Below are 25,631 nucleotides of genomic sequence, written 5' to 3' on the forward strand. Positions count from 1 at the left end.
ATGGTTAGTTTTTGAGTAATCTAAATGTTTTTGATGTAGAATTGATAGTTGTTTTCACGATATACCATCCTGAGGAAAGTGTAGAAATATCTATGAATGCATTATGATTTTGTAGTGTACCATGTTTAATAATGCTTCCGAGAGCGTTGTATATTTGATAGTTTCCATCTTCCTGAATATTAGTAAAGTAAATAGTGTTTGAAGCAGGATTTGGATACATTGTACTATTTTGCATATCAAAATTGTTCACACTTAAAACACTAGCATCTGTTAGACTTGTCAATTCATTTCCATTGGTTGTTGATGTACCAGAAAACCATAGCTTATTTTGAAAAATTAAAGGACTGCTACTGGATGTAAGGATGATAGGTTCTGAGTTTCCTGTCAACGCTGCTGTACCAGATGATGTTCCGTCAGTTGTCCATAATTGTTGCGAGTCAAAATAAAAGAGTTTGTTAGCATAGAAAATTGCTTTTGTAAAATCGATAGATACTCCTGTATCTGTTGCCGTCACAACTTTTACAGTGCCACTTTCTGTTCCATCGGTTTTCCAAAGTTCAAAATCTGAAGTCGTATTGTCGGAAGCTGTAAAGTACAGTTCGTTGTTAAAAATGGTAAAGTTTGGCATATTTAATCCGCTGGCAAGATTGTCAGTATCAATGTCTTTAACTAAGCTGGAGAGCGTTCCATCGGTTTTCCAAAGTTCAGAACCTATAATTTGTCCAGAAGTTCCACTATAGCTTCTAGCTTTGAAAAAGAGTTCATTATTGTAGATTGTCAAATAACTCGGATTGCTTCCAAAACCAAACGCAGGATTTAAGTTGTTTGGGAAAATATCGTGTTTCAGCACAGTTCCGGCAGGAGTTCCGTCAGTAACCCACAATTCTCTACCTTCTGGGCTGCTATCATCTCCTGCAACAAAGTACAATTCGTTATTAAAAACGGTCATTTCGGCAATGTTTTTTAAACCGCTTCTTACTATTTCGGTATTGGCTGTGGTGCCATCCGTTTTCCACAATTCTCCAACACCATTTCTGTTTACATAAAAATATAATAAACCGTTATACACAGCTCCCAAAATGCTTTTATTGCCTTTGGTAATGTATGTTGGCGCGCCAATATTGGTATCTTCAAAGTTTTTTACAGAAACCGTTCCGCTAGGAGTTCCATCGGTTTTCCAAAGTTCAATAGAAGTACTCGTACTTCCTCTAAAATATAGTTCACCATTATATTCTATAAAGATGTCTTTGTCTTCATTAAAATTACTATCCAATCCATTGGAAGATCCTGTACGAACATCTTTTAGTAACATGGTTCCTGCGTCTGTTCCGTCAGTTTTGTATAATTCCGTTCCAATACCTGAAACAAAAGCGGTAAAGTACAATTCACCATTCATTACATACAATGATTCTGGAGAGTAGCCTGCGCCACCATTCAAATTACCAGCAACAAGTTGTGTTCCTGCGAGCGTTCCATCACTTTTGTATAATTTTCTAAATGATGGCGTGATGTCAATGGATTGAAAATACAATTCGCCATTAAATTCTGTGATATATTTTGGAGCACCTCCATTGCTTCCTGACCAAACATCAATTTGCTCAAACGTGTATTGCGCATTTAGTTGTATTGCAAAAAGAAATAGGATTCCGAGTAGTATTTTTTTCATGTGTTTGTTTTTGTACTATTATTTTCTTCTAGATTCGTTAACCGTAAATTCAACTTTTACGGTGGTTTCTACCGTTTTTTCAGATCCATCATCGTTGCGGATTTTGAGTTGTATCGTGTCTTCAAAATGTCCAGAAACGGTTCTGCGCTTTTTGACGATGCCGTCTTTCCATGCCGAAACTTTTGTAATGGTTGTTGGCGAACAGCCCGTAAAATCGCCGTCAATTTTTTTGTACGGCTGACTGTTGTTGCCATCAATAAAATTCAGGCTTCCACAACCTGAAGTGAATTTTTTAGTATCGTGTGTTCCCTCACTTGCTTCGCCTGCAAAGTGACGATTGATGTAGTGAATTTGAAAACCATCTGCAGTCATCAATTTGGAAGCATTTACATTGCTAGCGCCTTCAAAAAGTTCCAAGTTTGCTTGACTCATATAGTTTCCCTTTTCAGGATAAAAAGTATGCGTTCCTTGTAACGGTCCGTCGTTGAATGTAATTTTGATAAAGTGTTTTTTGTTTTGTGAAAACACCGTCGTTCCACATAAAAACACTAGAATTAGTAATTGTTTCATCGTATTATTTTTTACATGGAAGTATATTCGTTCGCGTTGATTTTTACGCTAGCATTCGTATCGATTTTGATGACTTTTACAGAACCACTCTCATTGGCTGCTTTGTAATTGAGTTCTAACACAAAACCTTCAAACGGACCGTCTTTTTTCATTCCGAGAATAGGCACAAACTTTTGCTTGATTGGGAAGTTTTTGGCAACCCACGCATGCACAGTTCCGCCTTCATTTTTATATACATACTCTTCACAGGAATAACCAAGAATGGTTTTGGTATTGCCTGTTTTTTCCAAATCGTTGTGTTGAGGTATGTTGTCTGAATAGGCAAGTTGTCCGAGTTCTTCACGAGATACTTTCTTTTTAATTTTCATGCCTGACATGTCCATAAACATCGTACTTGACGTTGGCGTGATGACTGCGTAGACTTTTCCGCCACTATCATCACCCATATTGTCTAATTTCATACAGATAACATCCGCATTTTTATTATCGAACAAAAAATCGAGTTGCGCTTTTTCGTTGCCTTCGGTTTGCATTTCGAGCGTTATCATTTGATTGAAAGTGTATGAATCGCTCGTAGCTTTGTTGGTTGCTTTGGCAGGATTTAATACTTTATCAAGCATTTTGTCAGCGGCTTTTTCCGCTTCTTCCATCGCTTTTTGTTCTACTTTTTGCGTTGCCTTTTCTTCAACCCTATTTTGAATTCGTTTAAGCAATTGTGCATGTGTCATTTGCGAGGCCAAGAGAAAGCTTACACAAAGACTGAGTTTAAAAATTGTTTTCATGATTATTACGTTTCGTTTCCTCTTTATATATTTACAAGAAGAAAGGTTAACATCGCATGAAAATTATTTTTTAAAAGCTGTGTAAAACCCAGTAAAAACAAAGGACTACAACTTTTTTATTTTTTTAGTTAACCTTTTGAATTGATTTTAGACTGAATGGATAAACAACAATTAGATGTACAATCGCGACTTCGGAATGATGATAAAAAAGCATTGGAAGAAGTGTATGTAACATATAAAGAAGCGTTTGTAAATTACGGATTGCGATTTAATTTGGATAGAGAAGATTTGATTGATGTGTACCAAGACAGTGTGATTGCCATGTATCAAAATTTTGTCACGAAAAAAACACAGCTTGACAATAGTTCCTTAAAAACCTATTTATTCAGTATTGGAAAACATAAAATTTACGACCGTTTAAAAGAGCGCATACAGTTTGTAGGTGCTGTTGTTGTGGAAGACGATTATGAAGAAGTAAATTTAGGCGAAAGCACGTTGACGAAAGAACAACAATTGTTGCGTCAATATTTTTCCCGCTTGGGCGAAAGCTGTCAGCAGATACTAAAACTATTTTATTACCGCAGTTTGAGTATCAAAGAAATTGTACAGAAAACCCATTATAAAGATGAAAACACCGTGAAAAGTCATAAATCACGATGTTTAAAAAAATTAATCGCATTGATAAAACAAGATTGATGGAACCAGAAGAATTGATTCAAAAATATATACAAGATTCACTCAACGAAGCCGAAAAAGTACAGTTTGAAACTTTGCTAAAAAGCGATGCTGCGTTTGCACAAAAAGTAACTGAATTTGAAAATGTGCATGCAGCTATCAAAGCGAATGAAAAGGCAGAATTAAAGTCACATTTGCAACAGTTGGAAGCGAATGAAAATATGTCAAATCCGACGAAAAAGACGGTCAAAAAAAGCATTCGTTTGGCAATCGCGGTAGTAATTTTAGTAGTTATCGGACTGATTGGAAATTATTTCATGCAGCAAGCCAACTTGAACGAAACCTTGTATGCAACCTATTTTGAACCGTATCCAAATGCGTTGGCACCTGTAACGCGTGGACAAGAAACTCCCGCAGAAGCACTTCCAAAAGCGATGCGATTGTATGAAGACGGAAAATATCAAGAAGCATTTGACATGATTTCTGAAATCATCAAAAGTCAAGAAAATCCTGAAACGGACGTATTATTTTATCAGGCGATGTGTTTGTTGAATTTACAACAAGAAACAGAAGCGTTGAATATTCTCAGAGAAATCAAACACAAAGAAACCCGCTTTACACCACAAATTTATTGGTATGGTGCGTTGATTCACATCAAATTTAAAGAAAACGAAAAAGCGTTGAAAGCGTTGCAATATATGGACGAAATTCAAACGACATTCAAATCGAAAGAACGTGAAATCTTAAAGCAGAAATTGTGAAAAATCACTGAATTTCGTTGTTGATTAAATCAAGAATGGAATTCAATTCTTTCAGCAACGGTTTGTAATGCGCTTCGGAAGTAGAATAACTCACCAAGTAAAACATCATAATATTATTTTCAAACTCAAGTGATGCTAAAAGATTCAAATTACTCACGTAGTTCTCTTTTTGTAAAAACTCAGTTTCTGGACTCGTGGTCGACAGTTGAAAAATAGTTTTGATGCTGTTGGCATTAGTTCTAAACATATCCAACACTCTAGCTCGTTGCTCGCCAAGTTCGCCTTCTTGCTTTGAAATATCTTTCAAAATAGCTTCCCAATTCGTCAATAATTTGCGCAGTTTGTCATTAGAAATATCTTTTAAACTTCCCGAATTAATCATTTCATTCAACAGTGAATTGTTGGCATTAAAATACACATCGAATGAAAATGACCGCGATAATAACTCAGAAAATTCTTTTTCAGAAAGGTTTTCGTTCGGATTGTTGGTGTAATTGAGAATCGTTTTGGCACCTTCATAATTTCGCTCGTTCACTTCCATGAGCTGAATCAGCTTGCGTTTACTGGTTTCAAACTCTTCTTTCAGTCCTTTTAAATAGGTTTGTTCTTTGGCTTCTAAAATGCTTCGTTCTCTGCTATTATTGATACCAACCGCGATTAAAATTCCAATCACAACCAACACAATTTCGCCGATAGCATACACAACATATTTTCCTATTTTACTTTTTGAGAGGGAATTGAGTCTGAATTTTCTAAAAAAACGCGCCATGTTTATATGATATGATAGATTCACTTTTGTGAAAACTAAAGGTATTATTATTTCTTGGATTTCAAAAAGGCAATTTCAATGTCAAATCGAGTTTTTGGTTTGAAGTATTTTGAAACTATCAATCAGGTCACTTTGATTTCTAAGATAAAAGCAAGTAGTTTTTGTTGAAAATTTTAGTTGCTTTATGGGAAGCTGAATCAAGTTTAGCTTGACTAAAATATATTTTCAATTTTAAGTAGAAACCATTAGTACATTTTCAAATTATCAAAATGATACATTGAAAAAGTCGTCACTTCGAGTGAAATTCTGAAAGAATTTTGTATCGAGAAGTACTTGGAAACCACAATTTTCAAATGATGAATGCTGAATTATTTTTTAAACGTAAACTCCTAAACTTATAAACTCATAAACTAAAAAAGCTTCACAGTAGTTCTCGATACAATTTTCTTCATTTCATTTCGAAAACCACTCGAACGGACGTTTTAGGAATTAAAATAGCTCCTCAATCTCAGAAAAAACTTGATACACCAAATGTGTTGGCAATCCTACAACATTGGTGTACGAACCTTCAATACGCGCCACTTTTGTATAGCCAATCCATTCTTGAATGCCGTACGCGCCAGCTTTGTCAAACGGTTTGAAGTTATTGACGTAATACCAAATTTCTTCGTCGGATATTGGTTCAAACGTAACTTTCGTGACTTCGTGAACGGTTTTTTGAGAAGTCGCTGTCGTAAAGCAAACGGAGGTAATGACATCGTGGGTTTTTCCGCTCATGGCAGCAATCATTTCAAACGCTTCTTGGGCATTTTGGGGTTTGGCTAAAGAAACACCTTCATGCCAAACTACGGTATCGGACGTTACTAAAATATCATTTGCTTTCAATTCATTTACAAAAACAGAAGCTTTCAATTCCGCTAAATAATCCGAGATTTCGTGATGCTGTAAATGTTCGGGATAAATTTCTTCTACGGATTTGAGTCGAATTTCAAAATTTAATCCTAAATCTTTAAAAAACTGTTGTCGTCGCGGCGAACCTGAGGCTAAAATGATGTTGTATGTGGAAGAAAGTGTGTGTAGCATAAGTTTTTAAATCAAAATAAAATGTATTGAAAAGTCTCTAATTCTATAAAATAATAATACACTACCGTTGAAAGAATTCCAAACAGCATGATAAGTTTTAGTAATAAAGACAATACTTGGTATTCACGTTTGGTATCGGCTTGCCAAATTTTCACGATGAAGTAGAGTAGTGGTAGTAAAATTGTCAAGAGTATATATATTGTTATTACTGTCTGACCTTGTAGATATTCACTGATACAGTATAGCGTGAAAAGTATCGTGATTCCTGCTAGCGCCGCCACAATTTTATTGACGCGATTTCTTCCCAAAACAATCGGCAACGTGGTAATATTTGCGTTGAAATCGCCGTTAATATCTTCAATATCTTTCACTATTTCTCGCGTCAAATTCATTAAAAAGGCAAAACTTGCATATACATATATGGCAACTAGAGAAAAAGCGTTGAATAGATTCAAATGCTTTCCTCTCATAGTAGGTTCTGTATCAAAAACAATTAAAATCAGCAAACTGCTTGAAACGAGTAAGGAAACTAAAACATTTCCCAACACGGGAATTCCTTTTACATGTGAACTATACAAAAAGAGTAACGCGGAAATGCCGACAAAAACGAGAGAAATCCAACTTTTACCTATCACAAAACCAACATAGCTTCCGAGACCAATTCCCACGAAAGTGAACAAAAAATAATAGAAATACGCGCTCTTTTTAGAAATGTGAGTGCCGATAAATAGTTTGTGTGGTTTGTTGATGCGATCGGTTTGTACATCAAAAATATCGTTGATAATATTTCCACCTGCGGCAATGAAAACGGTTGCTAACACTACAAAAATAAACAGCTTTGAGGAAATATAAGAATCGTCAAAAGGTGCAATCCAATAAACATAAAAAAGGAATTGCGTCAAGGCAATCATGACCAAGTTTGGAAACCGAACGAGTTGTAGAAATTTAGACATTTTTATTTTTTAAGCGATTCATAATTTCTGAGATTCCCCACTTTATAATTACAATAAATACAAAGAGAATACTGCTTTTATATATTAAATACGCGGTATATTTCCATAATTGATTATCGGTCATACTATAATCGCTTGGAAGATAATCACGGTGAAAAGATGTAATAAATATGATGAAATTTTCAATAAAGATACCATGAAAAATAGCAATTAAAAGCATTAAAATAGCGATACTGTTTCTGTAAAATATAGTTGTACGTACTTTTTTTATCCAAAACAACTGAGATAATGCAAAAAGTACTGGTAATCGCAATAAAATTGCCCAAATAACAAACCGTAAGTGCCTACTATGAGTAGTGTTGAAAAAATTATCAAAAGCATCAATAGTTGTGCTAAAATAGCTGATTACATATATGAGAAACCAAATAATTCCAATGATTCCAGTAAATTTAATCGTAGTTACTGCATGTTGCAAAAAGTAATTTAAATACGATGTAAATTGCTTTTTTGTAAATAAAATAATGATGCTAATTACAATAGTGGTGAAGCCAAATCCAAAAAAGATTCGTTGAATAAAGAAGTCAATATTACTGTTGTATAAACTCAAAAATAATTAGTTAATCATACTTCGCGTCAAAATTCTCGTCCCACGTGCCTTGTACTTTCATCACTTGACGAATTACGTCGCGAGCTGCACCTTTTCCGCCATCGACATGCGAAATATATTTACACAATTCCAACACTTCGTAGGCGGCATCTTGCGGACAACACGACAAGCCAACTTGCTTTAAGACAGGAATATCTGGAATATCATCGCCCATGTACAACACGTTTTCGAGTTGGATATTTTTCTTGGCGATGTATTCTTGTAATTGTGCTACTTTTTGATGCGCACCTAAGTAAATATCCGTAATGCCCAAACCTTGTAAACGCTTGCGAACACCTTCATTCGTTCCACCAGAAATAATACACACATTATAGCCTTTTTGTACTGCGACTTTGAGCGCGTAACCGTCTTTAATACTCATACGGCGCAGCATTTCGCCCGAAGTCGTAACCGTAACTGTTCCGTCAGTAAGGACGCCATCTACATCAAAAATAAAGGTCGTAATATGGTGTAAATATTCTTTATAGCTTTTCTCTTCCATAGGTTTTTGCAATTGATTGCGTGAGCAATGTATAAATTTCTTTGTGAATATCTTTATCGAGTTTTTCTAAATGGTCGTCAATCGTTTTTTGATCACCTCGTTTTGCTGGTCCCGTTTGTGCCATATACGGCGTGAGTGTGGTTATTTTGTGAGCAGTTTCTTGAATCAACGGATGTAAAATTTGAAACGGAACATTGTTCGCTTCGCAAATTTCATGGGCAATTCGGTACAAATGATTGCTAAAATTATTCACAAACACGGCAGAAACATGCAAGGCACGACGCTGTTCGGAACTTATTTTGTACGACGGACTTCCAATAGCATCCGCGAGTTGTTGTAATACTTTGAAATCAGTCTTTTCGCGTGCTTCCAGACAGAGTGGAATCTGAGAAAAATCAACTTCTTTCCCTTTAGTAAATGTTTGTAGTGGATAGAACACACCACGACGATTCTTTTTGTGTAAAACATGCATGCTCGCACTTCCCGACGTATGGACAACCAAACGATTGGTAAACGGTAATTTGTTAGCAACACTCGCAATGGCATCATCCGCCACAGCGATAATATATACATCTGCGTCGCGCAACTCTTTTAAACGTGTCGTTGTAGCAACGTTGGTAAAAGATTGCAACGCTTTTTGGGAACGATTGTACACTTGTACAACTTGTATTGCTTCTGATTTTGTAAAAACAGTATACAAATGTTGCGCAATATTTCCAGCTCCTAAAATGACCACTCGTATCATTTGGCTAAAATAACAACACTTTGTGGTTTTTGAAACTTTTCTATCAATTGATTCATACCATAAAAAAACAAAACATGACCAATATCATATTTTAAAAGCTTTCGGTGACGGATATTTGTAGCATACAAACACCAAAACAATTACATCATGACACTATATGCACAATACTACAGAGAGTTTCAAGACAAATACACCATGTATATTCCATTGACCATTATTTTACAAAGTTGTATCGGAGGAATTGCAGCCATGTATATTTTAATGAATGGATTGGACACCATTCCTAGTTTGGTGCAATTATTTGTATGTGTCATTATAACATCGTTTTACAATGCGGCTATTTTAGCACAATTACGTGAAAAATGGGTGTTTAACACCTTATTACTAAGCTTACTATTCAATATCGGATTTATCATATCAAATGCCTTATAGTTTTTAATAACACTTTCATTTTCTTAGTTAATCAATACTAGGGTGTAATGTCAAACTCAGTCATAAAGCGGATTGAGTTTGGCTTTTTTTATGAAAAGAAATAAAAGAGGAAACGTCTAAAAAGAGTTTTTTAGAATATTCATAAATAAGCCTAAATAGATTGTTAAATAGCCTGTAAATTGTGTAAAATGCCGTACTTTTGCATACTGAAATTTTGATTCAAAAAGAACACGCTACATGATAGGTAATTTCATCAAGAATATTCTCTTCTCTACACGATTAATGGCGCTCCTTTTTATTGCATACGCAGTAGCCATGGCAGTCGGAACTTTTGTCGAAAGTGAATACAGTACAACAACAGCTAAAATATATATTTACAACGCATGGTGGTTTGAATTAATCCATCTCTTGTTTTTGGTAAATTTCTTTGGAAACATCTTCCGTTATCGCTTATTGCGAAAAGAAAAATGGGCAACTTTGCTCATTCACCTATCGTTTATTTTTATCATTTTGGGAGCATTTATTACGCGGTATATCAGTTATGAAGGCGTAATGCCTATTCGTGAAGGTGCTACCGAAAATACGTTTCTTTCCGAAAAAACATACATTCAAGCCTTTGTAGATGGAGAAATTAATGGACAACCAAGAAGACGCATTCTAAAAGGCGACTATCTCATTTCCCCTGAAGCTATTGCGCCAACGACTTGGATTCAAGAAAACTTTCCTTGGGAAAAAGACTTTAACGGACAAGAATTCACCATTGATTACAAAGGCTATATTCAAGGAGCTGAAGAAGGAATTGTTCCAGATGAAAACGGTGTTGAATACTTAAAAATTGTAGAATCTGGTGGCGGAAATCGTCACAATCACTTTTTAGAAGCAGGTTCAAAACCGCAAAGCGTTCACAATATTTTAATGACCTTCAACAATCCTGTGGACGGTGTCATTAACATCATGAGCGACGAATATGGAAATTACACCATCAAAAGTCCGTTTGAAGGCGAAAATATGATTATGCAAACGCGCCAAACCAACAAAGTGTATAAAGACAGTTTACAGCGTTTTCAAATTCGTTCCTTATACAACTTAGCGGGATTGCAATTCGTAATTCCTGAACCCGCAGTGAAAGGAAAAATTGGCGTAGTAGAAACCTCCGAAAAATTAGCTGATCAAGCGAATGCAGTAATTTTAGAAGTCTCTACCAATGGAGAAACCGAAGAAGTAACTGTGATGGGCGGTAAAGGTTATGAAATGGCACCAATCAAAGTTACCGTTGGCGGACTCGATTTCCATTTGGCGTATGGAGCAGACAAACTCAAACTTCCGTTTAGCATCAAACTCAATGATTTTATTGCTGAACGTCATCCAGGAGCAATAAGTCAAGCAAATTATAAATCGTTTATGAGTAGAGTGACTGTGAATAATAAAGAAGAGTCATTCGATTATGACATTTATATGAATCATGTACTAGATAATGGCGGATATCGTTTCTTTCAAGCACAATTTGACAGAGATGAAAAAGGAACTATTTTATCAGTGGCTCATGATTTTTGGGGAACGAATATTACCTATTTGGGCTATTTTTTACTTTACTTCGCATTGATGGTGATTTTATTTGATAAGAATACACGTTTTGGCGATTTAAAAAAGCAATTGGAAAAAATTAAAAACAAAAAAGCAAAGTTCTTAACTGCGATTGCATTACTGTTTAGCTTGGGAAGTTTTGCACAAGAAACGACTCAGCAAGTAGATTCTACGCAAGTTGATACGATACAAAAAGTTGAAAAAGGACATGAAGGACACAACCATGCACCAGGCGAAGGACACAATCATGAAGTCGTAAAACAGACACTCACGGATGCACAAGTAGATTCAATCATCATCGCAAATGCAGTGCCACAAGAACACGCTGATAAATTTGCCCGCTTGGTCATTCAAGATGCTAATGGGCGTATGAAACCTGCGCATACGTACGCACGTGAGTTGCTTCGTAAATTGAACAAAAGAAGTAGTTATGGAGAAAACGATGAACTGTCACCAGAGCAAGTTGTTCTTTCCATGATTCAGTATCCGCAAATGTGGTACGATGCGAATATTATCAGCATAAAAACCAGAAAACACGATAGTTTACGAAATATTATTGGGATTGAAAAAAGCGATGCTTATGCAAGTATGCTCGATTTCTTTACATCAAAAAACGAATACAAGCTCAATCCGTACACACAAGACGCGTATGCGACCAACAAGCCAAATCAGTATCAAAAAGCGATTAAAGAATACGATTTAAAACTTGGATTGTTAAGTAGAGCTATACAAGGCGATTTATTCAAAATATTTCCACTCCCAAATCATGAAAACAACAAGTGGATTTCTGAAAGGGATTATGAGAACAATCCTGGAGAAGGTTTTGATCCAAAATATTCGCAATACGAAAAGTATGTGAAAAACGCCATGAAAGTATATGTGATTCTGCTAAATGAAGCACATAGAACTGGCAATTACACAGAAGCGGATAATATGGTGGAAAGTTTGCGCAAACGTCAAAAAGAATATGGAAGTGCCGTATTACCGTCAGACTCGAAAATAGAAACCGAAATCATCTACAACAAGGTCAATATTTTTGAGCGTTTGATGATGTATTATTTATTAGTCGGATTTGTGATGTTTGTCTTTATCATCATGCAAATATTCAGAGATCGAAAATGGATCAATTCCGCCATCAATATTTCAAAATGGTTGGTTGTTGGATTATTTGCCTTGCATACGGCTGGACTCGTCGTACGTTGGTATCTATCAGGTCACGCACCGTGGAGTGACGCTTACGAATCAATGATTTATGTGGCTTGGGCAACGATGTTGTTTGGATTGCTCTTTGGACGAAAATCTGATTTAACCATTTCGGCGACCACTTTCGTCGTTGCGATGGTATTATGGGGCGCGCACATGAACTGGCTCGATCCTGACATTGCTAACTTACAGCCTGTATTAGACAGTTATTGGTTGTTAATTCACGTAGCAGTCATTGTAGCAAGTTACGGACCGTTTGCACTCGCGATGATTTTGGGAGTTGTTTCCTTATTGTTGATTATTCTAACGAATAAAGAAAACAAAGAACGCATGGAACTCAACCTAAAAGAAATCACCATCATCAACGAAATGGCAATTACGGTTGGTTTGGTCATGTTAACCATTGGAAATTTCCTTGGCGGAATGTGGGCAAACGAAAGTTGGGGACGTTATTGGGGCTGGGATCCAAAAGAAACATGGGCGTTAATTAGCATCATGGTGTATGCGTTTGTCTTACACATGCGTTTGGTGCCAGGATTGCGTGGACGTTGGTTCTTCAACTGGATGGCAATTGCAGCATTCGGTTCGATATTATTTACCTATTTCGGTGTGAATTTCGTGCTTAGCGGATTACACTCGTATGCCACAGGAGATGCCGTATTAGGTCCTAAATTTGTGGTGATTACAACGGTTACATGGTTAGCTTATGGAGCGTTGAGTTATTGGCGTTATAAAGTGCATTATAAGAAAAAGAAAGCGTTGAAGTAGTTTTGGATTATAGGCATTAGGGAATAGTGATTAGGGATTAGTTCAATATTTCACATTTCTAGTTTCAAAGCACTTCTCGATACAAAATCTCTACGAGATTTCACTCGAAGTGACGGTATTATCAATGTATCAATTTGATAATTTGAAAATGTGTTAATGGTTTATTTTTGAAACGTCCTTGCGAGATTTTTTTGAGCTTGCGAAATAAAAAAAATCGTGGCAATCTGTTGCTTCATATAGCAGTTTTGTTATACAACAAACAGATTACCGCGCTATTGCTCGTAACGACTAATCTTAGTTTTTTCGTAGAAAAACTGTATCGAGAACTACTTCGAACATTAAACGTTTCTAAAAGCAAAGCAATTCAACATTCAACATCCAACATTTAGCATTTCAAAGCATTTCAAATTTTGTCACATCGAGCGCAGTCGAGATGGTTTTTTTACACTGTTTTACTTGAAGTGACGGTTTGGAGTTTGAAGGCTACACATTTCTAAAAGCGAAGCAATTCAACATCCAACATTCAACATTCAAAATCCAACATTCAAAATTTCTACTGTTCCAACCATTTTCGAAAATCAGAAGTTGTTGACGAACTTGTCATAACTTTTTCTTTGATGCCAGTTAGTTGAATTAGTAAGCGATTTTTAAAATGACTTTCAATATTTTCGATGTAATCGATATGCGCGATTTGACTCCGATTGATGCGGAAAAACTTCAAAGGATTGAGCATTTGTTGAATATTGCCTAACGTGTCAGAAATCGGATGTTTTTTGCCTTTATAATCCATCGCCAAGCAGAAATCGCCCGAAGCTTCTATCAAACTAATATCACTCACATTGAGCAACTGAATTCCGTTCGATTTTTTAATAACAAAGCGTTTTTTGTAACTGGTTTTTTCTTGCTCTAGCGCCGATTTCAATAAATGAATCGTGTCGTTGTGAATGGGTTGATAGCTTTCGGTTTTAAAAAAAGATTGAAATTTATCCAATGCCTGACGGATATCTTCTTTCGTATACGGTTTTAAAATATAGGCGATTCCGTTGGTACGAAAGGCTTCAAACAAATATTCGTCATGCGCTGAACAAAAAATGATTGGACAATCAATTTTTACCGTATTAAAAACATCAAACGAAATTCCGTCCAACAATTGAATGTCGGAAAGAATAAAATCGTAATTTTCGTGTGCTAAAAAGGCTCGTGCTTTTTCATTGGAACGCGCCCAATCGTGCAGAAACGCTTCTGAAAAATAGCTTTCCAAATTAGCCAGTAACTTTTCGTAAGCGGGAATTTCATCTTCTAAAATTAATATGCGCATAAGGTCTGTATTTACGATTCTTCACTGAGTTTTATAATAGGAATTTTTACGGTAAAATCATCTAAAGTATCTATAATTTCAGGTTTTTTATCTGAAAGTAATTGGTAACGATATTTCAAGTTTTTTAATCCCGTTCCAAACGAATCTTTTTGGTGTTTAATGGTACTTTTCGTGTTTGTAATGGTCAACCAATCTTCGTCAATGGTCACGGTTGCTTTCACGACTTTTCCATGTTGCGCGCGATTGTGCTTGGCAACATTTTCTAACAACGTTTGAATCGCACCCGTAGGCACAAATTTATTATCTAAAGAAACATTTTTGGTGATGGTAAAGTCATAATCGTTTCCGAAACGCGTTTTAATCAAAAAGATATAATTCTCTGCCAAATTCAGTTCTTCGGTCAATTCCATAACTTCCGAGTCTTTGGTTTGAATCAAATAACGGTAAATCAGCGATAACCGATTGATATATTCTTTGGCTTTTGCCGTATCGCTGTCAATCAACGCATCCAATGTGTTTAAATTGTTGAATAAAAAGTGCGGACTGATTTGCGAACGCAGGAGTTTCAATTCGTTTTCCTTTTGTTTTTCTTTAATGCTGCTAAACATAATTTGATTTTCGTAGTATTTTTTCGCAAGTAACAATCCAAATGGCAAACCAATACTTTGTGCCGTATTTGAAATGTAATTAATTACTTGCTGATACCCGTATTTAAAATGTACCCAATCGCGTCCGCCACTATAAAATCCAACCACATCTTCCCAAAAACCTGCTAAAATCAACACTAACAATGCCCAAAATGTAAACTGAAAGTATTTTTTATTATTCAATACATAATCGGGCAACAGCCAATACAAAAACATACAAATCACAGAAATATCCACAATCACAAACGACGGAATATCTAACAAATATTCAATCAAATCTTCGTTTTGAGTCGCGTATTCATAAATAGTCATCAACACAGATACTCCGTAATAAATGGCGAGTAATATGTAATCGGATTTGTTGAGTTTGACGTTCATTTTTTTTGTTGGGTTTTTGGTGTTGGGTTTTAGGTTTTAGGTTCTTTTTTGTTGTTTGTTGTTTGTTTTTTGTTTATAAGCTTTTCAAAGCACTTCTCGATACAAATTTGCTGCATTTCGACAAGCTCAATGAGCAGCAAATTCATTCGAAGTGACGGTTTGCGGTTTGATGTGAAAAGTTTCTAAAATCGAAGCAATTCAACATCCAACATTCAAAATTCAACATTTAGCATTTCAAAGCACTTCTCGATACAAAATCTCTACGAGATTTCACTCGAAGTGACGGTTTGCGGTTTGATGTGAAAAGTTTCTAAAAGCGAGACAATTCAAAATTCAACATTCAAAATTCAACATTTATCATTTCAAAGCACTTCTCGATACAAAATCTCTACGAGATTTCACTCGAAGTGACGGTTTGTGGTTTGATGTGAAAAGTTTCTAAAATCGAAGCAATTCAACATTCAACATTCAACATTTCAAAAAAAACTACTGCTTCGTATTAATTCGGTCTACTTCGTCGCCAGCGCCGTTTTTTCTGTTTTTGTCTTTGTTGTATTTCTTTCCAAAACTATAACTCAATTGTAAAAATACATTTCTACGCGGAAAATCACTGATAATATTCGCATTTACATTGTCATAATTGATGGTTCCGTTGAATTTACGGTCTAAAATTTCTTCTAATTCTACGCTGACTTTTAATTGGTCGTTCATGAATTTTTTGCTAAACGCGATGTCCAATCCCGCAATCCAATCAAACTCTATTTGCCCTTCAAATCCGCCCGAAGTATAATAGCCTGAAACTTCTGACTGAATTCCCCACGGCAATTTGTATTCAGCACTTGTAAACCAGGTCATATTCCACTTTTTATTGTCCAAAACTGGTGTTAATTCTTCTGACATAAATCGGTTGTAATTCACAATCACACCCGTGTAGCCGTCCAATCCTTTGACTAAATTTAGTGGCGCAAACAAGCTAAAGCTCCAGTTTTCATTTTTTGATAAGTTAATAACTGAACGCGAAGTTTCAGAAGTCGCATCATTTTGTGAAATTAACTGAAATAAGGTGTCGTCTGTTTTGTTGTAGCTTACGCTGAAAAAGGGTTGATTCTCGTAGGTTAAGTTGAAACGAAAACTATTCGTCAATGCTGGGCGCAATGTCGGATTTCCTTGCTCAAACGTAAACGGATCGTAATAATACACAAACGGATTCAAAGTTTCGTACGACGGACGCTGAATGCGGTAACTATACGCTACATTGGCAGCAATTTCTTCCGTAATATTTCTGGTAATGCTCAAACTTGGGAAAAATTTCGCAATGGTTCTGTTTAAAGAAGTATTTACGTTTTGCGACGTTCCCACAGTTTCACTTTGTTCCCAACGCAATCCGCCCGAAAATGACCATTTATCTAGTTTCACGTTTACTTTTGCGTATGCCGCCATAATATCTTCATCAATCAAAAAGCGATTGGTTTGGTTCGGATTGTTGACAAATTCGCCTGAATTTGTTTGTACTAAGGATTGCAAATCGCTATCCGAATCTACATTTGCATATTTCAATCCCGCGTGAAGCGAAATCTTGTCATTCAACGTACGTTTGTAATCGGCTTGATAGGTGTAAATATTGTAATCTGCATCTTGAAAATACCGTTGATTGTCATAAGCAACCATACTTTGCCCAGTCTGAAACAAATTGTTTTCGTTGGTCGATTTGTAATCTACATAATTAAAATCCAACGTCAATTTGTTCACTTCATCATCATATTCATAATACGGATTAATGACGTACAATTTCCAATCGCGCTCAAAGCGATTGTCGGTTTCTAGCATGTCTAGCGTGCCATTACTGGTAATATTTGTGACGTTATCCGTCACACGATTGGACGAAGTTTCGGTGCGTCTAACGCTAATTCCGGTCGTATGTTTGTCATTGATGTAATAATCCAATCCCGCATTCAATCGCAACGTATTTGGGTCAAATGGCGAACGCGAAAACTGATCGTACACATCATCACCCACACGACGAATAATTTGCAAATCTTCTCGCCAAGAACCACGCGAATAACTCGCGCCTGCTTGCCAGTTGATTTTTCCTTTAAAACTTGCAATGGAAGCACTTTTTCTAAACGTAAAATCGTCCACATAACCAACCATACTTTTCAAACTTCCGTAAGTGCCTAATTTTACATTTTTCTTTAAAATAATATTAATCAACGCGCCCGAACCGTCTGCATCGTATTCCGCACCAGGTTGTTGTATCAATTCGATTTTGGCAATATTATCGGCAGGCATTTCACGCAACAGCGTTTGCATGTCCATATAATTCGTTTGTTTTCCGTTGATGAGAATTCGGATATTGCTTTGTCCTGCATAACTCAAATTGTTTCCCGTAACTAGAACGCCAGGAATTTTTTTGACAATATCACGCACGTTGGAATTCACCATTTCGGATTTTTCCAAATTCACGACTAATTTTTCAGCATTTTGTGTGATGATAGGTTTTTTGGCAACAATGACCACTTCGTCTAAATTTTCAGGAACATCTTCTCGCAACACAAAATCAAAGGTCACTTTTTTGGTCGTATCAATGTTCAATATGATAGAGCGTTCGGTTTTATAGCCAAATAATGACGCTTCAACAACATAACTTCCATTTTTTACATTGGTAAATGTGTAGGTTCCGTTTTCCTCAACAATCACAGCTTGCAACGGCGTTTCTGTAGCATTGTCGTATAACACTATGTTTGAAAATGACATCGGTTGTTTGGATGTGTCGGTCACTTTACCAGAAATGGTACTTTGTGCACATAAACTGTAGCTTGCAAGCAATAAAATAAAAGAGATTAAAGTTTTTAACATAACTGTTCGTTTTTTATCTGTTCGTTTTTTTTGATGCACAAATATGTTTCAGAATCTATCTATACAAAAGGAGAATCTGCCGAATTGGGATAAAAAAAAGGTGAATGTGGAATTTTTAGGGTTGAATTTTTTCATGTTATATTTGAAAACAACAAGAAAGAAAAGCGTAAACGAAAAACAGCAATAACGTTCATTATACAGCTTGAATCTATTGTTTTTACTGGGTTTGAAGCTTTTTTTAATTTTTCGAGATGAAATATTTAACTATCATACTACATATCATACTTGTTATTTTCTTAACGATACTCACGCAAATTGGCGGCGTAGCGTATGTGTTATTTTTAGGATTGAAACGTCACAATCCGCTGTTAGGTTGGAAAAAGAAACTTGTCAATGTTGGAGGTTTTTTAATAGTGTACAGTGTGCTTTCGTTTGTCATATTGCCTGTATTGGCTTCCAGTTTGTACAACCGAAAAGCATTACCAATTTCGCATGAAGCCTTGAAACCGTTGCGTGCATTTACTTTTTTGATGAATCGGCATTATGTAGATAAAGAGCTGTACGCTATTTTACTACAAGAAGCCGAAGCGATGCAGCAAGAATTTCCTGAAACGGTCACGTATTATTTGGATGCTTGTTTCCCGCTTGGCGCGAAATTTCCTTTATTGCCACATTGGAGTCATAATGACGGACGTAAAATCGATTTGGCGTTTTATTATACAGATGCAACCACTAAAAAATATAAAAATGGAAGTCCGTCGTGGTTGGGTTACGGCGTGTGTGAATCGCCCAAAGAAGGAGAAGAAAATATGCCAGCATTTTGCGCTGAAAACGGATATTTTCAATACAGTTTTTTGGAAAAAGTAGTTTCGCAAGGCAACAAAGAAAGTTATGTTTTTGATAGCGAACGCACCAGAAGTTTGATAGAAAAATTGGCAGCATCTTCCCAAATCAACAAAATATTTATCGAGCCACATTTACAAAAGCGCATGCAGCTGACGAGTTCAAAAATACGTTTTCACGGTTGTCACGCCGTTCGTCACGACGATCATATTCATGTGCAATTGTAATTTTCATGGGCAAGACTGAATTTCTATAATTCTTCTTCAATTAAAAAAGGCATAATTGTCAGATAATTTTTCGCTAATTTCATAAACTTTAGAATATTCATTGTAAAAGTATTCTGTAAAGTGTACATTGTATGACCAAAAATTACGAACCTTTAAATTAGGAATCATGAAAAAACAAATTTTAAGCATTGGGAAAGTGCTAAGCAAAAAAGAACAAAGAATTATTAGTGGAGGAATAGTAACACCAGAGCCAATTGATTCTCCATGTGAGGAACCTGTATTAGCTCCACCGCCAGAAGGATGTCGCTATATAAAGATTGCACCATGTAGTTATAGATTAGTATGCTTACAAATTACTCCACTGTAAATTGAACAAAAGAAGCTATTTAAGAAAATAATCATCGTAGATTATAAAAAGCAATTTGCCAAATTATTTTCTAAATCACTTTAATACCAAAAATTATCAACCTTTAAATTATTAAATCATGAAAAAACAAATTTCAAGCATTGGGAAAGTGCTAAGCAAAGAAGAACAAAGAACTATTAATGGAGGTGCGCTTGTTGCTGAACCATTTCCATTTGAATGTCCAATAGTATTATTAGCGGCTCCGCCAGAGGGTTGTTACTATGTAACAGTTCCAACAATACCATGTCCATCTTACAAGCTAGTTTGCGACGATATTTTTCCGTATCAAGCGTAAGTAACAAGTATGAAAAGGCTGTTTTTATTTTTTAGAAACAGCTTTTTTGTTTTCTATACCTTGTAACTTTGCATTTTTTCGGTTAACTAATAATGATATGAAAGCGTTTATTATCATCTCGATTATTGTATTGGCATTTGGATATGCATATTTTTTCCCTAAAAACGTAAAAATTCTTGGCTTTCCTGCGGAAATGTTTTTTGGAAAGAAAAAAAATGAAGACGAAGAAAATTAATCATTCTTTCCGCAACCAACCTACAATTTTAGAATCTTCAATTTTCCAACGATTATTTTCTTGAAGCAAATCATAAGTAGCGCGCGAGCTTGAAAACGGACCTGCATTTTGCTGAATGATTGTTACAGTATCATCAGTAACTTCCATCACAATGGCAACATGTCCGAAGGAATTATACCAAGTTGCATCAAACACTACTAAATCATTAATTTTAGGTTTTGAAGTACTCGGATTGGTATATTGAGTTAGGTTTCGCTGAGTATTTACTTCACCATCTTTTACATTTTTATTGAAAAAATCTTTGGCATGTCCGTAGCTATCCGGCATTTTATGTTGTAAATACTCGTAATAATAGCGTTTTACAAATTCAACACATTGGTATTGCAGTCCTACATTGTAACCATCTTTCGTAACATTTCGTTTTTCTACATGGTTTACAGCGCCATTGTAATACACAGAAACATTGTTAAAACTATCCAGCTCTTCACCAACAGTTCGGAAAGGATTGAGATTTATTTGTTGAGAAAGTTTTAAAACACCAAAAACTACAGTAATAAGGATGAAAAAAATAACAATTTTTCGTCTCATTGTATAAGTGAATTTCTAGTAAAATATAGAATTCTATGATAAATTAATAAAATAAGTCGCCAGCATCAGAATCTTCGTTATTATTAAAATTGCCTCGCCTGAATGTATTTGGGAATATGTCAGGAAGTTTATAAATAATAAAACCTATGATAATTGATATAATAATTACAAATCCTTTTGTCATAGTATAAAGATACACAAATCAAATTGTTGTTGGTTAAAAGCGACACTTATATTCTACACGCAAGCAAATTCTTTCGTATTTTTACAAAAAAACAATTACGAATGAGAATCTTCATGCTAGTACTACTTGTTTGTTTGATGAGTTGTACATCGAAACCAAAAGAAAAAGAAACTAAAACTGCTGATACCGCAGAAAACACCACAAAAACCAAAACCCAAAGCACTATGGAAAAAGGAACCATTCACCAATTTACGGTAAAAGATATTACTGGAAACGATTTTAATTTAGCCAGCGTAAAAGGTAAAAAAGTCATGATTGTCAATACCGCTTCTGAATGTGGATTAACACCACAATACGAGCAATTGCAAGACGTATACGAAACATTTAAAGACAAAAACTTCACGATTATCGGTTTTCCAGCAAACAATTTTGGCGGACAAGAACCAGGAAGCGACCAACAGATTGCCAAATTCTGCAAAGCTAATTACGGCGTTACGTTTCCAATGATGAGCAAAATTTCTGTAAAAGGTGAGGATATGCATGAAGTGTATCAATTCCTCACGCAAAAATCAAAAAACGGCTTGGAAGATTCAGAAGTTGCGTGGAATTTTCAAAAATATCTCATCAACGAAAAAGGCAAATTGGAAAAGGTAATTCCGCCAACGACATTGCCAAACGACGAAATGATAGTGTCTTGGATTGAAGAATAATTCAACTTAAAACTCTTAAAAAGAAACAGTTACGAAGTAGTTGGAATGATATATTTCACACTTTTTGACTGTTTTTTTATGGAATCGCTTTTGGAAGATTTGCAAAAATCAAAAAAAGGACGATATTTGTATCCTTATGGAACTGTAAGTAATTTTTTTCGGAAACTGTCGATTGCATTCGACTTGTAGTTGTAGCACACTCTTCGCGTGACTACAAATTTTCATTTATAAAAATTACATCATGTCACAGCACCATACACTATCTATAAAAAAACTCTATTCCTATTTTAAAGAAGCCTTACAAGGCAAACAAAACGATTTCACCACAGGAAGCATTCACAAGGCAATTTTTATGCTGTCCATTCCGATGATTCTTGAAATGTTGATGGAATCGATTTTCGCTATCGTAGATATCGCGTTTGTTTCCAGAGTCAGCACCAATGCCGTTGCCACTATCGGACTTACAGAATCTGTCGTAACCTTAGTCTATGCGGTTGCTATTGGCGTCAGCATGGCAGCCACAGCGTTGGTAGCACGTAGAATAGGAGAGAAGGATCCTGACGGTGCTTCCAAAGTCGCTGTCCAAGCCATCTTTTTAGGCGTTCTTGTGGCAAGTATTATCAGTGTTATCGGAATCCTGTTTCCAAAAGAAATTTTAGGAATGATGGGCGGCGAAGTCGATTTGATTGAAGAAGGATACGGTTATACACAAATTCTCCTTGGCGGAAATATGACCATTATGCTGCTCTTTTTAATCAACGCGATTTTCAGAGGCGCAGGAAATGCATCCGTTGCTATGAAAGCTTTGATTATTTCCAATTTGCTCAATATTATCTTAGATCCGCTATTTATTTTTGGTTTCGGACCCATTCCTGCTTTTGGCGTAGAAGGTGCCGCTATTGCTACAACTATCGGTCGTGGAAGTGCTGTTTTATTTCAATTGGCAATCTTATTTTATGGCGGAAGCGTCATTAACATCAAGTGGAAAGATTTGGTATTTAGAGCTGCGATTATGGGCAACCTGATAAAAATTTCCCTTGGCGGGATAGGACAATTCATCATTGGAACCTCAAGCTGGATTTTCCTCATGCGTATCATGTCCGAATTTGGAAGCGATGTATTGGCTGGATACACCATCGCCATTCGTGTAGTCATGTTTACCTTATTGCCGTGTTGGGGAATGAGCAATGCAGCAGCAACATTGGTTGGACAAAACTTAGGAGCTCAACAACCTGAACGTGCCGAAACGTCTGTTTGGAAAACAGGAAAATACAATGCATGGTTTATGGGAATTGTTTCCATTGCATACTTGGTGTATGCCAAAGAAATCATTCAATTATTTTCAGACAATGCAGTCGTAATTGAAAATGGAGCGTTGTGTTTGCAAATCATTGCGGCAGGCTATGTTTTTTACGGATATGGAATGGTCATTATACAATCGTTCAATGGTGCAGGTGATACGCAGACACCGACAATTATCAACTTTTTCTGTTTTTGGGTATTTCAATTGCCGTTTGCCTATCTCATGGCAATACAATTCGATTTTGGTCCAAAAGGCGTGTTTTGGGCAGTTACAGTGACAGAAATTCTTATTGCGATTATTGGAATCATCATCTTCCGTAAAGGAAAGTGGAAAGAAATGAAAGTTTAGGTTTATCAATAGCAGTTTCGTAATTTAGTCACCCTCAAAAATTCAGAATGAAAAAAAAGAATCTAGGACTCAATACGGTTTGTACCCATACGGGAGAAGTAAAAGACACACAATTTAAAGGTGCGGTTTCGCCCATTTATCTCAGCAGTTCGTACGCATTTGAAGATATTGATGAAAAACGCTATCCGCGATATTTTAATACGCCAAATCAGCAAGCACTTTGTAAAAAGGTTGCAGCATTAGAACATACAGAAGACGCATTAATTTTTGGAAGCGGCATGGCGGCGATTAGTACTAGTTTACTAGCGTTTCTTCACAAAGGCGATCATATTGTATTGCAAAATGCGTTATATGGCGGCACGATGAATTTAGTATTGGAGGAATTTGACAAATATGGAATCGAATATACGTTTACGGAAAGTTTAGACATTAAAGATTTTAAGAAAGCGATTCAAAAAAATACCAAGGTCATTTACATCGAAACACCGTCCAATCCATTGTTGAAAGTGACAGACATTCGAAAAGTTGCGAAACTTGCTAAGAAACACAAACTCATCACCATGATTGATAATACTTTTGCGAGTCCCGTAAATCAGTTGCCTGCAACCTTGGGAATTGACATTATAATTCACAGCGCAACTAAATATTTTGGTGGGCATAGTGATATTTTGGCAGGAGCTGTTGCCGCTTCCGCAGAACACATCAATCACATCTTTCAATTGGCAAAAAACTTAGGAGGAAGTTTAAGTGATTTTACCGTTTGGATGCTCGAACGAAGCATGAAAACAATGGGAATTCGCGTGAAAGCACAAAACAAAAACGCACTAAAACTGGCAAACTATCTAGAAAAGCATGAAGCCGTTTCCAAAGTATATTATCCTGGATTAAAATCGCATGAAGATTACGAATTGGCAAAATCGCAAATGGCTGGTTTTGGAGGAATGATGTCATTTGAATTGAAAGACGAGTATAATGTTTCAAAATTCTTCAAGTCATTGAAATTGATCAAACCGTCCATGAGTTTGGCAGGTGTGGAAAGCACTGTTTTGAGTCCGACACAAACCTCACACGCACTACTAACACCCGAAGAGCGAAAAAAACAAGGCATTGCAGACGGATTGATTCGTTTTTCTGTAGGAATTGAAGATAAAAAAGACATCATTGCCGATTTAAATCAGGCGATTAAAAAGGCGAAAAAGAAATAGATTTTAGTAGAATGTAATGAAAAAGAAATTTGTAGCTATAATTTTTATTTTTTTTCTAATCGTTGGATGTGGTATTTCTAAAAAGAAGATAACCAAAGCAGATTTTCAACAAGCTGAGAATTATTATTTTAAAGCATATGCTATCTTAAATAATACGACAAACAATGCACTTTCAAAAGCATTGGTCACAGAAGGATTAGAGTATATCAATAGCGCTATTTCTATAGACAATACAAAATCAGAATATCATCGAGTTAAAGGTAGCTTATTCTTACACCAAAAAGAATACAAAAATGCTTTTACAAGTTTTGAAAGATCATTAGCACTCAATCCAAATAATTCTTTGGCACATATGGGAATAGGAATTGCCTATGAGCTTACAGGAGAGTTTAAATTGGCTGAGAAGAGTTACTTAAAAGCACTGCAAGATCAAACAATATCAATATCAGTTAATTTTAATCTTGGATTACTATATAATAAATGGGGAAAACTACCAAAGTCTATTGAACAATACGATAAAGTAGTTGCTTCTGCACCTAATTTGAAAAGTGCATATTTAAATCGTGGCAAAGTAAAACTAAGTTTGAAAAAATATGAAGAAGCGATTAAGGACTTTAATAAAGCAATTAGTTTAGTTCCAAATGATAAAGTTTCTATAAATAACCTAGGTTTGGCATTATTTTATTTAAAGCGATATGAAGAAGCTATTGTTAATTTCAAAAAGGCGTTAAGCATCAATCTAGGCAACTCTTTTGATGAAAACTTTGATACTGATGCATACGCCTATAATAATATGGCAAATTCATATTTTGCATTAGGAAAGCTAAATCATGCTTGTTTTTATTGGAAGGAAGCTGTTGACTTTGGATATGTGTATAAAGATGTATGGAAAGAAGAATACAATATCGAAGATCCTGTAAAATTAATTCAAAAGCACTGTAACTAATAA

25 protein-coding genes are annotated in these 25,631 nt (G+C 35.7%); 12 read left to right on the plus strand and 13 right to left on the minus strand.

The genetic code is table 11. The features are described 5' to 3' along the window. Positions 1-4: 4 nt before the first annotated feature. Genes C8N46_RS08285 through C8N46_RS08295 form a run of 3 tightly spaced genes read right to left on the minus strand, consistent with a single transcriptional unit; the run spans position 5 to position 3,018 of the window. Entirely contained in the window at positions 5-1,666 is a 1,662-nt protein-coding gene (locus C8N46_RS08285; RefSeq protein WP_108114412.1) for a T9SS type A sorting domain-containing protein, read from the minus strand. 18 nt (positions 1,667-1,684) lie between these two features. Beyond that, on the minus strand, positions 1,685-2,236 hold the full coding sequence (locus C8N46_RS08290) for a hypothetical protein (protein ID WP_146169767.1): 552 nt from the start codon (positions 2,234-2,236) through the stop codon (positions 1,685-1,687). Positions 2,237-2,247: 11 nt separating this feature from the next. Beyond that, positions 2,248-3,018 carry a DUF4412 domain-containing protein gene (locus C8N46_RS08295; protein ID WP_108114414.1) on the minus strand — a complete coding sequence of 257 codons (771 nt, stop codon included), beginning with the start codon at positions 3,016-3,018 and terminating at the stop codon, positions 2,248-2,250. A gap of 156 nt (positions 3,019-3,174) precedes the next feature. Between C8N46_RS08295 and C8N46_RS08300 the strand changes: the two genes are divergently transcribed. Then, a complete protein-coding gene (locus tag C8N46_RS08300) occupies positions 3,175-3,714 on the plus strand; it encodes an RNA polymerase sigma factor (protein WP_108114415.1) in 540 nt (179 codons plus the stop codon). Further along, entirely contained in the window at positions 3,714-4,454 is a 741-nt protein-coding gene (locus tag C8N46_RS08305) for a hypothetical protein (RefSeq protein WP_146169768.1), read from the plus strand. Before C8N46_RS08300 ends, C8N46_RS08305 begins: the two co-directional genes overlap by 1 nt. Before the next feature lie 4 nt (positions 4,455-4,458). On the opposite strand, the gene C8N46_RS08310 is transcribed toward C8N46_RS08305, so the two are convergent. From C8N46_RS08310 to C8N46_RS08335, 6 genes are all read right to left on the minus strand, one after another. Further along, positions 4,459-5,223, minus strand: coding sequence for a DUF6090 family protein (locus C8N46_RS08310; protein ID WP_108114417.1), 765 nt, complete (start codon positions 5,221-5,223; stop codon positions 4,459-4,461). Positions 5,224-5,712: 489 nt separating this feature from the next. Next, the gene (locus C8N46_RS08315; RefSeq protein ID WP_108114418.1) at positions 5,713-6,306 is read right to left on the minus strand and encodes a Maf-like protein; all 594 of its coding nucleotides are present in this window, start codon (positions 6,304-6,306) and stop codon (positions 5,713-5,715) included. Positions 6,307-6,317: 11 nt separating this feature from the next. Further along, positions 6,318-7,259, minus strand: coding sequence for a geranylgeranylglycerol-phosphate geranylgeranyltransferase (locus tag C8N46_RS08320; protein ID WP_108114419.1), 942 nt, complete (start codon positions 7,257-7,259; stop codon positions 6,318-6,320). Continuing rightward, positions 7,252-7,866: a hypothetical protein gene (locus C8N46_RS08325; RefSeq protein ID WP_108114420.1), complete on the minus strand. Its 615-nt coding sequence runs from the start codon at positions 7,864-7,866 to the stop codon at positions 7,252-7,254. The genes C8N46_RS08320 and C8N46_RS08325 overlap by 8 nt, the downstream gene beginning before the upstream one ends. A gap of 10 nt (positions 7,867-7,876) precedes the next feature. Next, positions 7,877-8,407 (minus strand): KdsC family phosphatase, encoded by a 531-nt coding sequence (locus C8N46_RS08330; RefSeq protein WP_108114421.1) that lies wholly within the window; start codon positions 8,405-8,407, stop codon positions 7,877-7,879. Then, a complete protein-coding gene (locus C8N46_RS08335; protein ID WP_108114422.1) occupies positions 8,388-9,152 on the minus strand; it encodes a Rossmann-like and DUF2520 domain-containing protein in 765 nt (254 codons plus the stop codon). The genes C8N46_RS08330 and C8N46_RS08335 overlap by 20 nt, the downstream gene beginning before the upstream one ends. A 147-nt stretch (positions 9,153-9,299) precedes the next feature. On the opposite strand from C8N46_RS08335, the gene C8N46_RS08340 reads away from it, so the two are divergent. Further along, positions 9,300-9,584, plus strand: a complete 285-nt coding sequence (locus tag C8N46_RS08340) for a hypothetical protein (RefSeq protein WP_108114423.1) — start codon at positions 9,300-9,302, stop codon at positions 9,582-9,584. A gap of 237 nt (positions 9,585-9,821) precedes the next feature. After that, entirely contained in the window at positions 9,822-13,139 is a 3,318-nt protein-coding gene (ccsA, locus tag C8N46_RS08345) for a cytochrome c biogenesis protein CcsA (RefSeq protein ID WP_245896764.1), read from the plus strand. Between the two features lie 553 nt (positions 13,140-13,692). Here the strand turns inward: ccsA and C8N46_RS08355 are convergent. From C8N46_RS08355 to C8N46_RS08365, 3 genes are all read right to left on the minus strand, one after another. Next, positions 13,693-14,457: a LytR/AlgR family response regulator transcription factor gene (locus C8N46_RS08355; protein WP_108114426.1), complete on the minus strand. Its 765-nt coding sequence runs from the start codon at positions 14,455-14,457 to the stop codon at positions 13,693-13,695. Between the two features lie 11 nt (positions 14,458-14,468). After that, positions 14,469-15,482 (minus strand): sensor histidine kinase, encoded by a 1,014-nt coding sequence (locus tag C8N46_RS08360; protein ID WP_108114427.1) that lies wholly within the window; start codon positions 15,480-15,482, stop codon positions 14,469-14,471. Between the two features lie 486 nt (positions 15,483-15,968). Further along, positions 15,969-18,338: an outer membrane beta-barrel protein gene (locus C8N46_RS08365; RefSeq protein ID WP_108114598.1), complete on the minus strand. Its 2,370-nt coding sequence runs from the start codon at positions 18,336-18,338 to the stop codon at positions 15,969-15,971. 251 nt (positions 18,339-18,589) lie between these two features. On the opposite strand from C8N46_RS08365, the gene C8N46_RS08370 reads away from it, so the two are divergent. The 4 genes from C8N46_RS08370 to C8N46_RS20415 all read left to right on the plus strand — a co-directional run bounded on the left by C8N46_RS08370 (position 18,590) and on the right by C8N46_RS20415 (position 20,344). Beyond that, positions 18,590-19,408, plus strand: a complete 819-nt coding sequence (locus tag C8N46_RS08370; protein ID WP_108114428.1) for a hypothetical protein — start codon at positions 18,590-18,592, stop codon at positions 19,406-19,408. Between the two features lie 166 nt (positions 19,409-19,574). Then, positions 19,575-19,775 (plus strand): hypothetical protein, encoded by a 201-nt coding sequence (locus C8N46_RS08375; RefSeq protein WP_108114429.1) that lies wholly within the window; start codon positions 19,575-19,577, stop codon positions 19,773-19,775. 118 nt (positions 19,776-19,893) lie between these two features. Then, complete coding sequence (locus C8N46_RS08380) at positions 19,894-20,109, plus strand: hypothetical protein (protein WP_108114430.1); 216 nt, start codon at positions 19,894-19,896, stop codon at positions 20,107-20,109. 97 nt (positions 20,110-20,206) lie between these two features. Further along, positions 20,207-20,344 (plus strand): hypothetical protein, encoded by a 138-nt coding sequence (locus C8N46_RS20415; RefSeq protein ID WP_158269107.1) that lies wholly within the window; start codon positions 20,207-20,209, stop codon positions 20,342-20,344. Here the strand turns inward: C8N46_RS20415 and C8N46_RS08385 are convergent, their stop codons facing one another. Next, positions 20,345-20,932 carry a CHAP domain-containing protein gene (locus C8N46_RS08385; RefSeq protein WP_108114431.1) on the minus strand — a complete coding sequence of 196 codons (588 nt, stop codon included), beginning with the start codon at positions 20,930-20,932 and terminating at the stop codon, positions 20,345-20,347. A 408-nt stretch (positions 20,933-21,340) separates the two neighbouring features. On the opposite strand from C8N46_RS08385, the gene C8N46_RS08390 reads away from it, so the two are divergent. From C8N46_RS08390 to C8N46_RS08405, 4 genes are all read left to right on the plus strand, one after another. Beyond that, the gene (locus tag C8N46_RS08390) at positions 21,341-21,826 is read left to right on the plus strand and encodes a glutathione peroxidase (protein ID WP_245896777.1); all 486 of its coding nucleotides are present in this window, start codon (positions 21,341-21,343) and stop codon (positions 21,824-21,826) included. Between the two features lie 241 nt (positions 21,827-22,067). Beyond that, a complete protein-coding gene (locus C8N46_RS08395; RefSeq protein WP_108114432.1) occupies positions 22,068-23,477 on the plus strand; it encodes an MATE family efflux transporter in 1,410 nt (469 codons plus the stop codon). 47 nt (positions 23,478-23,524) lie between these two features. Continuing rightward, positions 23,525-24,682 carry a trans-sulfuration enzyme family protein gene (locus tag C8N46_RS08400; protein WP_108114433.1) on the plus strand — a complete coding sequence of 386 codons (1,158 nt, stop codon included), beginning with the start codon at positions 23,525-23,527 and terminating at the stop codon, positions 24,680-24,682. A gap of 16 nt (positions 24,683-24,698) precedes the next feature. After that, a complete protein-coding gene (locus C8N46_RS08405; RefSeq protein ID WP_108114434.1) occupies positions 24,699-25,628 on the plus strand; it encodes a tetratricopeptide repeat protein in 930 nt (309 codons plus the stop codon). Positions 25,629-25,631 lie beyond the last annotated feature (3 nt).

Origin of the sequence: Kordia periserrulae (assembly GCF_003054265.1) — a bacterium.
In the GTDB taxonomy this organism is placed as follows: domain Bacteria; phylum Bacteroidota; class Bacteroidia; order Flavobacteriales; family Flavobacteriaceae; genus Kordia; species Kordia periserrulae.

What these genes read in the sequence shown, in the direction of transcription:
- C8N46_RS08360 (WP_108114427.1), bottom strand. Translation starts at nt 15,482, where the DNA reads ATGAACGTCAAACTCAACAAATCCGATTACATATTACTCGCCATTTAT.
- C8N46_RS08310 (WP_108114417.1), bottom strand. Translation starts at nt 5,223, where the DNA reads ATGGCGCGTTTTTTTAGAAAATTCAGACTCAATTCCCTCTCAAAAAGT.
- C8N46_RS08405 (WP_108114434.1), top strand. Translation starts at nt 24,699, where the DNA reads ATGAAAAAGAAATTTGTAGCTATAATTTTTATTTTTTTTCTAATCGTT.
- C8N46_RS08330 (WP_108114421.1), bottom strand. Translation starts at nt 8,407, where the DNA reads ATGGAAGAGAAAAGCTATAAAGAATATTTACACCATATTACGACCTTT.
- C8N46_RS08375 (WP_108114429.1), top strand. Translation starts at nt 19,575, where the DNA reads ATGAAAAAACAAATTTTAAGCATTGGGAAAGTGCTAAGCAAAAAAGAA.
- C8N46_RS08390 (WP_245896777.1), top strand. Translation starts at nt 21,341, where the DNA reads ATGGAAAAAGGAACCATTCACCAATTTACGGTAAAAGATATTACTGGA.
- ccsA (WP_245896764.1), top strand. Translation starts at nt 9,822, where the DNA reads ATGATAGGTAATTTCATCAAGAATATTCTCTTCTCTACACGATTAATG.
- C8N46_RS08355 (WP_108114426.1), bottom strand. Translation starts at nt 14,457, where the DNA reads ATGCGCATATTAATTTTAGAAGATGAAATTCCCGCTTACGAAAAGTTA.
- C8N46_RS08400 (WP_108114433.1), top strand. Translation starts at nt 23,525, where the DNA reads ATGAAAAAAAAGAATCTAGGACTCAATACGGTTTGTACCCATACGGGA.
- C8N46_RS08300 (WP_108114415.1), top strand. Translation starts at nt 3,175, where the DNA reads ATGGATAAACAACAATTAGATGTACAATCGCGACTTCGGAATGATGAT.
- C8N46_RS08335 (WP_108114422.1), bottom strand. Translation starts at nt 9,152, where the DNA reads ATGATACGAGTGGTCATTTTAGGAGCTGGAAATATTGCGCAACATTTG.
- C8N46_RS08365 (WP_108114598.1), bottom strand. Translation starts at nt 18,338, where the DNA reads ATGTTAAAAACTTTAATCTCTTTTATTTTATTGCTTGCAAGCTACAGT.
- C8N46_RS08385 (WP_108114431.1), bottom strand. Translation starts at nt 20,932, where the DNA reads ATGAGACGAAAAATTGTTATTTTTTTCATCCTTATTACTGTAGTTTTT.
- C8N46_RS08320 (WP_108114419.1), bottom strand. Translation starts at nt 7,259, where the DNA reads ATGTCTAAATTTCTACAACTCGTTCGGTTTCCAAACTTGGTCATGATT.
- C8N46_RS08380 (WP_108114430.1), top strand. Translation starts at nt 19,894, where the DNA reads ATGAAAAAACAAATTTCAAGCATTGGGAAAGTGCTAAGCAAAGAAGAA.
- C8N46_RS08315 (WP_108114418.1), bottom strand. Translation starts at nt 6,306, where the DNA reads ATGCTACACACACTTTCTTCCACATACAACATCATTTTAGCCTCAGGT.
- C8N46_RS20415 (WP_158269107.1), top strand. Translation starts at nt 20,207, where the DNA reads ATGAAAGCGTTTATTATCATCTCGATTATTGTATTGGCATTTGGATAT.
- C8N46_RS08370 (WP_108114428.1), top strand. Translation starts at nt 18,590, where the DNA reads ATGAAATATTTAACTATCATACTACATATCATACTTGTTATTTTCTTA.
- C8N46_RS08290 (WP_146169767.1), bottom strand. Translation starts at nt 2,236, where the DNA reads ATGAAACAATTACTAATTCTAGTGTTTTTATGTGGAACGACGGTGTTT.
- C8N46_RS08295 (WP_108114414.1), bottom strand. Translation starts at nt 3,018, where the DNA reads ATGAAAACAATTTTTAAACTCAGTCTTTGTGTAAGCTTTCTCTTGGCC.
- C8N46_RS08340 (WP_108114423.1), top strand. Translation starts at nt 9,300, where the DNA reads ATGACACTATATGCACAATACTACAGAGAGTTTCAAGACAAATACACC.
- C8N46_RS08305 (WP_146169768.1), top strand. Translation starts at nt 3,714, where the DNA reads ATGGAACCAGAAGAATTGATTCAAAAATATATACAAGATTCACTCAAC.
- C8N46_RS08285 (WP_108114412.1), bottom strand. Translation starts at nt 1,666, where the DNA reads ATGAAAAAAATACTACTCGGAATCCTATTTCTTTTTGCAATACAACTA.
- C8N46_RS08395 (WP_108114432.1), top strand. Translation starts at nt 22,068, where the DNA reads ATGTCACAGCACCATACACTATCTATAAAAAAACTCTATTCCTATTTT.